This window comes from Methanobrevibacter sp. (assembly GCF_045120835.1).
In the GTDB taxonomy this organism is placed as follows: domain Archaea; phylum Methanobacteriota; class Methanobacteria; order Methanobacteriales; family Methanobacteriaceae; genus Methanocatella.
Genome location: NZ_JBGVFE010000072.1, coordinates 1 through 12486 on the forward strand (window position 1 = coordinate 1; position 12486 = coordinate 12486).

At 32.3% G+C, this 12486-nt stretch carries 11 protein-coding genes; 8 read left to right on the forward strand and 3 right to left on the reverse strand.

Annotated features, from left to right (window positions below; all coding sequences use genetic code 11):
* The first annotated feature begins 297 nt into the window (after positions 1-297).
* Positions 298-2310 (forward strand): hypothetical protein, encoded by a 2013-nt coding sequence (locus tag ACJMLO_RS06710; protein ID WP_405295167.1) that lies wholly within the window; start codon positions 298-300, stop codon positions 2308-2310.
* 1092 nt (positions 2311-3402) lie between these two features.
* Positions 3403-3597 (forward strand): hypothetical protein, encoded by a 195-nt coding sequence (locus ACJMLO_RS06715; protein ID WP_296872808.1) that lies wholly within the window; start codon positions 3403-3405, stop codon positions 3595-3597.
* A gap of 135 nt (positions 3598-3732) precedes the next feature.
* Here ACJMLO_RS06715 and ACJMLO_RS06720 read toward each other — a convergent pair whose 3' ends face one another.
* Positions 3733-4953, reverse strand: coding sequence for a hypothetical protein (locus ACJMLO_RS06720; protein WP_405295169.1), 1221 nt, complete (start codon positions 4951-4953; stop codon positions 3733-3735).
* A gap of 136 nt (positions 4954-5089) precedes the next feature.
* On the opposite strand from ACJMLO_RS06720, the gene ACJMLO_RS06725 reads away from it, so the two are divergent.
* The 6 genes from ACJMLO_RS06725 to ACJMLO_RS06750 all read left to right on the forward strand — a co-directional run bounded on the left by ACJMLO_RS06725 (position 5090) and on the right by ACJMLO_RS06750 (position 9711).
* Positions 5090-5338, forward strand: coding sequence for a hypothetical protein (locus ACJMLO_RS06725; RefSeq protein ID WP_296872811.1), 249 nt, complete (start codon positions 5090-5092; stop codon positions 5336-5338).
* A 13-nt stretch (positions 5339-5351) separates the two neighbouring features.
* Positions 5352-6161 (forward strand): hypothetical protein, encoded by an 810-nt coding sequence (locus ACJMLO_RS06730; RefSeq protein ID WP_405295171.1) that lies wholly within the window; start codon positions 5352-5354, stop codon positions 6159-6161.
* Positions 6154-7563: a phage terminase large subunit gene (locus tag ACJMLO_RS06735; protein ID WP_405295173.1), complete on the forward strand. Its 1410-nt coding sequence runs from the start codon at positions 6154-6156 to the stop codon at positions 7561-7563. Before ACJMLO_RS06730 ends, ACJMLO_RS06735 begins: the two co-directional genes overlap by 8 nt.
* 312 nt (positions 7564-7875) lie before the next feature.
* Positions 7876-8751: a hypothetical protein gene (locus ACJMLO_RS06740; protein ID WP_405295175.1), complete on the forward strand. Its 876-nt coding sequence runs from the start codon at positions 7876-7878 to the stop codon at positions 8749-8751.
* Positions 8752-9333, forward strand: a complete 582-nt coding sequence (locus ACJMLO_RS06745) for a hypothetical protein (protein ID WP_405295177.1) — start codon at positions 8752-8754, stop codon at positions 9331-9333.
* 132 nt (positions 9334-9465) lie between these two features.
* Complete coding sequence (locus tag ACJMLO_RS06750; protein WP_405295179.1) at positions 9466-9711, forward strand: hypothetical protein; 246 nt, start codon at positions 9466-9468, stop codon at positions 9709-9711.
* 52 nt (positions 9712-9763) lie between these two features.
* Here ACJMLO_RS06750 and ACJMLO_RS06755 read toward each other — a convergent pair whose 3' ends face one another.
* Both ACJMLO_RS06755 and ACJMLO_RS06760 read right to left on the reverse strand, forming a co-directional pair.
* Positions 9764-10168 (reverse strand): hypothetical protein, encoded by a 405-nt coding sequence (locus ACJMLO_RS06755; protein WP_405295181.1) that lies wholly within the window; start codon positions 10166-10168, stop codon positions 9764-9766.
* A gap of 303 nt (positions 10169-10471) precedes the next feature.
* On the reverse strand, positions 10472-12481 hold the full coding sequence (locus ACJMLO_RS06760; RefSeq protein ID WP_405295183.1) for a hypothetical protein: 2010 nt from the start codon (positions 12479-12481) through the stop codon (positions 10472-10474).
* Positions 12482-12486: the final 5 nt, after the last annotated feature.

A 12486-nucleotide genomic window follows, 5' to 3' on the forward strand; every position in this document is an offset into this window, starting at 1 on the left:
ATTAAAAAAGGGAATTAAAGTGAAGGTGGTTATTAAACCGCTTTTCACTATTTTTTTATTTTTTTAAATTTACTCATTTGAATTTTTTCGTTTGTTTTTTTTGTGTTTCTGTTTTCATTATTTTTTTTTAATTAATCATGAAAAAATATATATATTAATTAAAGTAAACTATTTCTATCGATATTCCTATTTATTAACATCGATTAATTATTAAGAAAAAAGCAAATATTCTATTAATCGTTTATTGTTTTTTAGATATGGATGTCATTTTTTTAATTTAATTTATGGAGGGTGATAATGTTTGATAATAAGAAAGATACGATTTTGTTATTTATTACATTAATCTTGGTTTTCATTGCCATTCCGGGAATTTCTGCTAGTGAAAATCTCACATGGGATTCTCATAATGGTGATAATAATCAAATTATCTCTCCTCTGAGTATGGAAGAATTGGATGATGTTCAATGTGAATCAGTAAGTTCAAACGATTTTTCTGATAATTTAAATTCAATATCCTCTGATTCTTATCATGATTTGGAACTGTCAGGTGAAAATAATCTATTAACCTCTGATTCCATCTATGTGAATGCAGTTAGTGGTAATGATAATAACAATGGAAAATCTTTCTCTAATGCATATAAAACCATTTCATTTGCAATTGATCATGCAAGCGTGGGTTCTACAATTTATCTAAGCGATGGAATCTATAAATTAAGTTCTCCATTGATTATAAATAAAAATCTTAAAATTGTTGGTCAAAGCCAGAGTAAGACAATAATTGATGCTAATGGCCATCAGGGGATAACTGTTAATAAGAATTGCATTGTTGAATTGAGTTTATTTACAATTTTAAATGCTAAACTTCAGGGTGATAATTATGGTGCGGCTATTGAAAATTTTGGCAATCTGAATGTTCGAAAGATTACTGTTAAAGATAATACTGGTAACAGAAGTGCCGGAATAGACAATAGCGGAGGTGTTTTAACTGTTAATGATTGCTATTTCATTAATAATTCCGCTTTGGGAATAATTCAAAAGCATGGTAATCCTGACGGTGCAGCGCTTTCAAATACTGGAACTGCCTATGTTTACAATTCCATATTCATAAACAATCATGCGGATAGGGACGGCGGTGCCATAAAGAATATTGGAACAATGATAATAAATGGCTGCACATTCATAAACAACTCTGCCAACATGGATGATGGGTATGGTGGTGCAATTTATACATGGGCGGCTGTCACAGAGGTGTATAATTCCACTTTTGTCAATAGCTCCGGCCAGTATGGCGGCGCCATAGCAATTGATAAACATGACCAGGCTTCAGACAATCAAATCATAGTCATGGGCAATACTTTTATTAATAACACCCAAGCCAGCAGAGGAGGTGCAGTTTATGTTGACAGATCAGTTAACTCAAGCATCAATTACAATATTTTCATCAATAGTGCAGCGCAGCATACTAATGATTCAAATAATGCTTCAGATAATTCTATAATAGGTTCTGGTGTTTTTTCCGATAAAGAAACCACAAATAAAGGTTTGAATATTGAAAACAATTACTGGGGATCAAATGATTTCAAGAAATCATATATAAGTTCAAATATTCAAAATCCTAATGATTATCTGGTTTTAAATATTGATGCAAAAACATTTGGCGTTGATGGCGCTGATGCAAGAATCACTTTCGATTTAACAGGCACTAAAAATGGAAATAATATCGATGGATTTCTGCTTCCTTCAAATATTTTCGTTGGTTCAATATCCAATGCAAACAGTCCTAATTCATTTATGGGAATTTATTTAAATGGAGGCGTTGCAATACAGAATTTAAACTTGAATGAAGGGTTTAATAGAATCGTGGTAGATATGGGTTTCACTAAGATTTATTTACAGCTTGTCAAACCTACAGATAATGAAAATAATCAAGAAAAGAATCAAGAAAGCATTCAGAACAATTCTCAAAATCAAAATCCTGAAACTTCCAAGAGGTCTTATAATTCACAAAACGTAAATGGTGTGGAAAATGATAATTCAGGAGATGGTCAGGATGGCTCATCAATATATAATCCTGATGGTGAAGGCAATGTGGGTTTAAGCTCATCTGACCCGGCAGGTGATGTGACTTTTGGATCTGATGGATCTAACGGCCAGTCACAAGATGCAGCTGCATACGAGATTGAAAAAAGCATTTATAATAGTGTGGTTAATAAAACCCCTCAAAGCAGTTTTCTTAAAATATTATTGGTATTGTTGGCTTTGATTCTGATTTTCGTAGGTTATAGATATAAGGATGATAAATTATATTAGATTATGAATATGAGTTTCATGAATGTTTGCAGATTTCAATAAATTATATTGCTTGGTTAATGTTTTAAATAATTCAAATTTATTTTATATTTAGGATTGTTTTTTTTCCTAAATCTTTTTTTTTATTTTATTGGGTATGTATGAGATTGATTTGGACAGGATGCAGTTGAGTGAAGAGTACAGGTCTATTAGTGTACTGTATGGTTTGATTCTGCTTTTTTTGGATATCTAATTTGCTGATGATAGTTTGTAAAGTCCAATTTTGTTATTAAATCGAATTAAATTGTATCTAAAATATTGACTGATTATCGTATTTTGTTATTAAATCGGAATATTTTATATCTAAAATATTATGACTTGTTTCATATTTTGTTGTTAAGTCGGAGTATGTTGTATCTATATTGTTGGTTGTTTTTTCTTATTTTGTTGTTAAGTCAATGTATTGTGTCTATAATATTGATTTTGTTGTTAAATCAAGACAAGTGTAAAGTAAGTAGTATCTAATTTATTATTAAATCAAGTTAAGTCTAAATTAAGCAGTATCTAAATTATTTTTAAATCAAAGTAAGTAGTATCTAAATTACTATTTTTCTGCCCAGCATAAGTTTCATAGTCAACTCGATAAGTTATTTTATCAGTTTTTGATATCAATGTTTTCAACAATGACCTGTGTTATTGCATTGCTTAAGTATTGTAGATGTGGGTATTAATTAAATAGCTATTAATTATATCAATCATATTTTGATGGAAATAATCACCAATGATTGGCCATATTACTTTTCATTTGCTCTCTCGCACTTTCTTTAAATATGTTTAAAGTAAGATTAATTATTACCACTCAAAAATATTTGGGTGGTTTCATTTGGTAATGGCTAGTTGAATTATTATGGAGGTCAGCTCGTTGTTCAACTTTTTTTCTAAAAAAAAACTCCATATTAATTCAACTAAATCTATTTAGGCCTTTAATTCTTATTTTTGAAATCTTAAACATTAATCCTGAAAACATGCTGGCCATGAATTTTATAATGATAATTTTATATAATTGAAATAATAAAATATTATATTAATTATTATATACAGGTTGTAATAGCTATGGCCAATATAAATAATACCTCATCCTACATGGACGAGGGTAAAAAACAAATTATCAAAGAGTCAAATTATACCTATAGAGATGCTCTTGAAGTTTCAGCCTTTCTCATTGAAACCGGAAGGTTCGAAAGGTTCTATAAGGAAATGCAGATTGCAGACCTTCAAAAAGAACTTGAAGAAATGGGCGATGAATAAGACTTCAAATAATATATCTCCAGGATATTGCTCTTAACAGAAACTATTTTTGATTGTAAAAGGTAATAATAAAATTATTATTACTTTTATATTTTTTACATAATAAAATTTTATATATAAAACATAATGACTCTTTCAAAAACTTTGTTGATTTTCAAAATCTTTTTTTCGATTTTGGTTCCAAATCAAATCTCTGCGATATATTCGTTTTAAAACACCTCGTTTGGTCTTGAATGTTCGTTTTCTTGATTTTGGCATTGTTTTTTGGAAAGCATTTTCAATTTTGTTACTTGTCTTTTCAATTTTCTTATCTTTTAAGTGATAAATGAAGCTTTTATATCTTGGTGCTATTGATTTTCTAATTATTTTATAAATAACTGGATGAAAATCATCTTTACGATAAATTAATGATTGTACTTCATTTTTAAATTCATTATAGTCATTTAAATCGAATAAATCTTTAATCATTTTTAGTTGTTTGTGGCATTCTTGATATTCTTCGTCTGAAAGATGAAATTTATCTTTAAAATCTTTTAATTGTTTGTTTAAACTTTTTTTAGTATGGAAAATACATAATTGGTGTTTAAAACCTAGTTTTGGGATAATTGAGGAATATTTTTTATCTAAATCTGTTGTGATTGCTTTTTTATTTTTATTCGCTGTAGATTCTCTTAAAAACTTTTCAACAGTTGTTTCATCTTCAGTATCGTAAATTGCATCGGCTACGATGCAATTTGAAATTGAATCAAGTAATGTGTGGCGATATTTCCATTCTCCATTGATTTTTATCCATTCAACGTCAAAGACATAATAGCCCGAGCAACGCCCTAAATCAAATTCTAAAATGTTTTCATTAACGAAAAGCCAATTTTCAATTGTTTGGTGTGAAACACTGATTCCAAAAAACTTTTTAAATGATTTACAAACATTTTTTAAACTTCCCAGATAATCTGAAATTAAATGTTCAGATTCACTTTTTAATTCGTTCGTAAAATTGCTATTTTTATCAACAAGACTTGTTAAATCCGTTTGAAATGTTTTACTACATCGTTTACAAATATAACGCTGAACCTTCACCTTAGTTTTGCCTATTTCTTTAAATACTAAAGTTCTTTTTGTAAAACCATATTTAACCACATGGCGAGTTCCACAATGGGGACATCTGGCCAAACTCATTTTAAAATAAGGAACATCCTTTTTAAAACTTAAATCAAAAGATTTTAAAGCCTCCTGACAGGATTTAAAAATTTTCACAAAACGGGGATCAGAAAGGACAAATCCATCATTAGAATCACAAAATATATATTGTTTAACATCTAAAATACTATTTGGAGTAATTGTTTTTTGGTTTTGCATGATAAAAACTTTTACTCCAACTATTTATTAAATTTAACTATTTTTAAACGGAATTAAAAATTCAAAACTAATTTTCTTCATAAAATCTCAAATCAACAAAGTTTTTGAAAGAGTCAACATAATAAATATATGTATTATGTTACAAGAAAAAACCAACATCAGTGCAAGAGTGGAAATTACACTCAAAAAGATTGTCGAAGATTCAACCTTCACACACAAGGACGCATACGAACTCGGAGCAAAACTGATAGCTATGGGAAATGCACAAGACACTTTAGCGCTGATAAACACCAATCCTGAATTTAAAAGAATAATGAGAGAAACCGAATACCATTTAATTGAAGCAAGAAAACAAGAGCTTGAAAGGGAACTGAGAAATTTATAGGAGGACCGTCACCATGGGGAGAGGAAATTCAGACGTCATATATTTTTTAGAACGTCACGAACAGGAAATAATTAACTGCTGCAGGAAGGCAATGAGCAACAATGAAGTCAGAGAATTATTAAAAACAAAATATGGAAGAGAAGTGGCTGACAGCACCTATAGAAAGTTCAAGGCCAAATTAAATCTGACAAAAAATGATTTCCTGGAAACAATGCTGGATGAAATAATAGCTATGAAGACATCCGGAGCAACGGATGCGAGCGTTAGAAGATGGCTAGCTGAAGAACATGAATTCGAAGTAAGTAGAGCAACATTTTCCAGATTTAAAAAGAAATACAATTTAGTTGACAGAGATAAAGATCCAAGAGCAAGAAATAAGGAAGCACTAACCAACAGAGCCATCGCACAAAAGCAAATCACAGACAATAACGTTTACGAAGACAATATCGACATGGCTATTGATACAATACTTCAGCAGCAGGTCACAGACATCAAGACAGGACTTGAAAATCTCGACAAGATAACCAAGAATGCTGTCGGTATTGAAATTGACTTTAAAAAGCTGGAACGTGAAGTAAGACACAATTCCAATGAAAAGAGTCTTCCAAGATACTTATTGGATTTGGAAGAGTTAAAGATCCGTTATCTGGAATTATCCGTCAAGGCATTTGAAGCCAAAAACAAACTCTTTAAAGATGAAATGGACAGACTATTCAAAAACCGTGTTCTTGAACTGGAAGATAAAAGAATTGAGATGTCTCAAAAGGATATCATGAATGAGATAGAGGTTCTTGCAAAACAGATTGATGATAATAATGTATGATGAAAACGGGAAATTCTATCTGGACGGGAAGGACAAAGCTACCCTTCAAAAGTGCGTATATGAAAATCCATACATACCATTCTCTCCATTTCCAAAGCAAGCTGAAATGATATTAGCAAGAGAAAAGGAAGTGTTAATCGGAGGGGCGGCTGGCGGAAGCAAGTCAACAAGCCTATTAATGAGAGCGCTGTTTTATGTGGAAGATGATGTTAATGAATACCATGCGTTAATCCTCAGAAGGACATTATCTGATTTGAAAAGGAAAGGTGCTCTGATTCACAAGGCCAGCCAATGGCTCAACAGAAAAGAGATTCAGAATAATGCAGCTATCAGGCCAAAGTGGGACGGTACTGAACATTCATGGACATTTCCAAACGGCAACTCATTAACATTCGGATATCTAAGAAACATTAACGATTTGGATACTTATCAGGGTTCAGAATACCAGTTCATAGGCATTGATGAATTAACACAGTTGGAGAGATTCAAATATATCTATATGCGCTCTAGGGTAAGGAAAACAAAAGACAATAAATTGCCAACACAGCTGATGTGCTCAAGCAATCCCGGTAAAAGAGGTAACAAATGGGTTCGTGAAAGATTCATCGAAAAGATTGATGAGGACATTCAGGATAAATCACAGATAAGGTTCATTAGCTCCAGCTATCTCGATAATATCTACTTGGACAGAAACGATTATGAGGAATACCTGATGGGACTGGACAGGGTCACCAGGGAACAGCTCATGAACGGTAACTGGTATGCAACCGTCAAAGGCCAACTTTTCGATGAGTCAGATTTCCACCTGATTTCTAATAGCGACTTTTTGAAAATTCCAATTATAAGAGTCATAAGGTATTGGGATCTTGCAGCTACTGAAGTGTTAAATGATGACAGACTGAAAGGCAGTGATCCGGACTACACCGCAGGGGTATTATTGGCTAAAGATATAAACGGCAATATCTACATTGTGGATTCATACGAGTTTCAGCTGGAATCAAGAAACCTAATCAATGAAATTCTAAATACTGCTGCACGTGACAGATCGGACGTGCAGTATATTGAACTGGACGGTTCCACAGGAAAAAACTTTGGTTTATTAATCATCGATGAGTTAAACAGAAGAGGTTTCACAACAGGTACTGGAAACTCAAGAGAAAATAAAGTTGACCGTGCAAGACGAGTTTCAGCAGATATTCAAAAGAACGGAATATACCTGGTTGGCAAGGATAGGACAGGGTTCACCAAAAAGTGGGCCATGGAATTTCTTGAAAAAATAACAGCCTATCCCAACGAGGCAATTCACGATGACTGTGTTGTAGCATTTACCGGAGGTTATGAAAAAATAACTAATGAGAAACAGCAACAAAGAGTTGATGTTGATAAATGGTATTCAACATAACAGCTATTGTGTTTTTCACCTGCAGTTTGCAAATATTTATTATTGATAAACGGAGTAGCTATTGGAAAGCATCAGGAGTGGATTCATAATAGTGGTGTTGATAAATTTTAGAATGGATACCGGTTTTAATTTTATTATTATAAGTTTATATTGTCAAGGCAATATTGCTCCATTTTTGAAAAATTGCTTTTATCATAGTTTATTCGCTTCGTTTAGGAATTATATTGAATATTTTTCTATTTAAGAATTAACGATAGGTTTATATATTATACATAATAATATATTATATTACTTGTAAGGAGGATTTTTTTTATGAGCACCATTGGCCATTTTGTATATTTCATAAATTGTGTAAAAGATTCATTGTCATTTCGGGATGCTGAAGATTTTACTGAAAGAATCCGGAATGATTTTGATTTCAGACTGAAAGTTCAAAAATTTGTTTATATTGCCAAATATTTTGGATGGAATCATTCCTATAAATATAGCTTATACATCAGAGGCCCTTATTCAAGTGCATTGGCAGACGAATACTATAATGAGGATATCCTAAAATATTCTCCTTTAGAAATTGATGGTTTTGATTTTAATTCATTCAATGACTTTGTAGATGGAAAAACCATCCACTATTTAGAATCAGCATCCACAATTTTATATTATATGGGCAGTGAAGAGAATTTCACTCGCAGTGATGCAATTGAGAAATTGCAGATGATTAAACCGCACATTGATTCTGAAATTGTATGTACTGCCTATGATGATATAATCAGATTAAATTTCTTTAGAAACAATAATCTCTATGAAATAATTGTCATTGATGATGATCTTGATAATGAGAAAGAAATTCTATTGAAGCAAATTAATGATTATGTGGATTATTTTGCTGATTTTGGCCAGTGCAATAACAGCATAATAGTTTCCGGATCTCTTGATTATTTAAGCATGGTTTTAGAAAATGAAACATTAGATTTGGAAATGAAAAAGGATTTGTTGGAATTATTGTCAAATTATGTTTTGGACGTTAAAAAAATATATGATTTGTGCGATGGCAATCCTAAAGTATTTGAGTACATGAATCTCAATTCACTGGAAAATAAGTTCAACAGGATTCAAGATTACATAAGTCAGGAATTGGGAATTTCTTTAAGACTGTATGATTCTGAGTTTGAATTGGCTGGATGTGATTAGATGATTAGACTTGAAAATGAGACTCAGGTAATCTATGATGCAAATGTCATTATTTATTCGCTCTTTCCTGAAAAATACAAAATACCTCTCCTTACAGCATTAGCGAAAGATTTAAATAACTTTTTATTTAATCAGGAATCTACAATTGTGGTTCCTCATTTCATTATCTGTGAAATAGAACGTAAAGGATACTATAATGTTATTGATGATTATTTTAAAGATTTGAGGCAATCATCAAAATTTCAATTAATGATTGAACTCAGACATAATTTTGAAAATCTCAAAAATCATGAAAATTTTTCACAGGAATATTATCAGCCTTGCGAAGAATTGTTAGACTCTATTGATAATGCATTCATCGATTTTAATAATTTGGATAATATTGGTGAATATTTCATGCGAAAGCATACCGATGTTTTAAATCCCTCCATTGAAGATAAAAAATTAATTCTATTTTCAAAAGATAAAGAATGCCCCCTAATATCTAATGATTTAGATTTAACATTCTTCTACGAGGAGTTGCTTAAACGAAATTTAGTTCATGAAATAATTGATTTCACGTCTATTAATTTCAATGCTTGAAAGCGGATGAAATTTCATGGATGTTAGTGTCCGCTTATCTATTGGAATGCATTAGGAGTATTGATTTTTAATATATTATCTTGTTAACAGATTGTAATATAATTAAATAAAAAAACGGAGGATTTGGATTTTATGATATTTAAAGACTGTGACTTCCGTTATCTTGATGATAACGATGAATTATCCTGTAAAAACAAACAAGGTACTGAAATTGGTTGCGATAACTGTCAGGAAAATATTCATTTGAACTGCGATAATTTCAATGCAAAAAAAGATTTCTGCTTAAAATTCTTTAGAGATAACATAAGCGAGTTAAAGGAATGTCAAGAAAAAACTGTATTCAATGACAGTGACTTAAGCCGTAAATGGTCAAATTAACGTTAAGTAGCAACAAAGAGTTGATGTGGATATAAATTGTATTCCACATTAGCTATTTCTCAACTCTTTTTTTCAATATCTTTAATATATCATTTTCTATTCTTCTTAATTCTCTAATTATACTTTCTGTATCAGTTATCTCTTGAAATATGAGGTCATAATTCAAACCAACCTGAACATGTTCCGGTTTTAGTATATCTTCTCCAAGAGCATTCTTTTTAGGCACTGTTTTTATTTTTCCATCAACATTGATTGTTTCAGTATATACTCCCTTTTTGATTTCAGATTGTATTGTGAAGTAGTCCTGTTTTCTTTGATGTAGCTTTTCTAATTGATATAGTTCATAAGATATTTGTCGATATAATCGATCGAGTTTTTGATTTAACGGTATCCAAAATTCACACGTGTTTTTGTTTTTGCAGATTTCATGATTTGGCCAACAGTCACATCTAAACATATTTACCATCTCTTTTATTCCCAAAGGTAATTTAGTAATTAGGTAATTTAGCAAAAAAGAAGTAATCTGGTAATCCGGTAATTTGTCAATAAATGTAATTTTGTAATTAAGTAATTTGGAGACAGTGAGTGGTTTTTCTGTAAGGGTGCTTTGCAGAACGCCTTCAGATTACCTCATTTCCTCAAAAAAATAAAATGATTTAAAACGTTTAGATTATAAAATAAACGCTTTAAATCCCTTTAAAATTTTTTGATGAGGTAATTTGAGGGTCAAATTACCTTTATTGCTTTTTAATTACTTCGGCTAATTTTCCTCCTTTTCATTTAAATCCGGATATAAGAATGTTAAAAACTTATCAAATCTAATAATCATTACTGTTGTTTTTTTAGATAGATGAACTGTTTTATATTCCCATCCAAGTAATTCTGCAATTCCCGATAAGCTATAGCATGATTTATTTGCTTCCTGCAAAGCCATTCTCAGACCGCTTGTAAAGCAGACATAATCATATCCGTCACGGGCATGATGAAGAACCATATAGGGAATCAGCCGTTCATTGATTACATTGAATACCCGTTCATAGAAGTCATTGGAATCCTTAACGGAATCTGTGAAGAAATCATACCTCACAGGATAGTCGTCTTCAGCCGAATAGACTTTGACGTTTTTTGTCTTCCTGTTGATTTCATCAATGAAAAACATTCTCAGGCTTTCAATTTCCTCATCATCCAAGTCCTCCAATGTTACTGATTTGGCAAATCCCAAAAGCCAGTCCGGACATTCCCTTTCGCAGTCGGCGTAGGCTCTCATGATTAGGGCATTGCTTAAATCTTCCCATGGCAGTCTTAACAATTTTATATCCTCGTTTATTTCGTTCACCACAAAGTCTGCAAGATACTTTAAACGATGAAACAGGCATAGTTCCGGAGCATCCATACGGTAATGTTCCATAAATGCTTTTTTCTCTTCATCTGTTTTTTTCTCACTATGAGAATACAATAGCTGAACAAATCTCCTGGTTAAACCTTCAATGTTTGGCAGCGGACTGTTGCTGGTAAATGAAAGCGTAGATAATGCAAGTATTGTTATCAGGTTCCTGCCTTCATATCTGCGCCTTGCATTTGTTCTCTCGACAGTGGTCTTCAAGGTCTCGGTGCATCTCCTGCAGTTGAATACCCCTTCAGGTTCATTGACAATCAATCCGAAAGTGGATTTGCTGATTTGAGCACCGATTCTTGGAACGGTATCGAATTCACTTCCTCCAATGTCGGTTTCACTGTCCGGTTCGCCGTAGAAATATGCTCCGATACGTGCAATGGTGGTTTTACCGCTTCCGCCTTTTCCGAAGTGGAACATGTAGGGAATCAGGTTTTCCAATGGCAATCCCATCTGCTTTTTGGCAAAACCGAAGGGCACAATCATTGCATGCTTTAGAGTTGTTGCTAACTTTCCCTCCTGACCAACATAATAGTTCTGCAAGTCTTCAATCAAATCCAATGCAATATTCAGCTTTTCAATATCAACCGGCTTGATTTCATAGCCGACAATAGTTAAGCTGTCTGTCTCGCTGTTGTAATAGAATCCCGGAGTTTCGATTTCATTTTTGATAATCACAAGATTGTTTTCAATGGCTATTTGGATCAATGCTGTTACAACACCTTTGAAAAATCCCGGTGTCAGTACATAGCCATGATCTATGAGGTACTGTTCTATTTCGGGTATGCTCATGTTGTTGGTATGGAAATGTCCTTCCTTGCTTGAAATCCATTCTATACTGAATGTGCGTCCCGCTTCACTGATTGGATTGTCATGTATTGTTATCTGCATCGGATAGCACAGGAGTACACGATAATAATCTGTCAGTTCAGTTCCCTTTTTCCATTCTATGTTTTGAACGGTAACTTCATTATGCCTGTAATCCATTACAATGAAACGGTTTGAACTGGACTGAAGTTTATAGATTGTATTTGTGTCATATGGTATGATGCATTTGTTTAAATCTCGCATAACTTCAAGACTTGTTTTTTTATCATATTTGGTGGAGATGAATTGCTCTATTCCTTTCAATCCGCTGTTGGGTTTTTCATCACCCACATAAATGTCGTCCATCAGTTTGATTATTTCAGCCAATCGTATTTCATGTGAAGGAAGTTGGTGGTATAATTCAATTAGAATCTTTTCTACAACTTCTGAATCGGTACCTTGCAAATAGAATGCACTGATTATATTCTTGAAATATTTAAGCTCATCAACAGGTTTGTAGACATGTTCGATGGCTTGTTTAATCATTTTTGCTGAACTTCCTTCATCCATTTTGA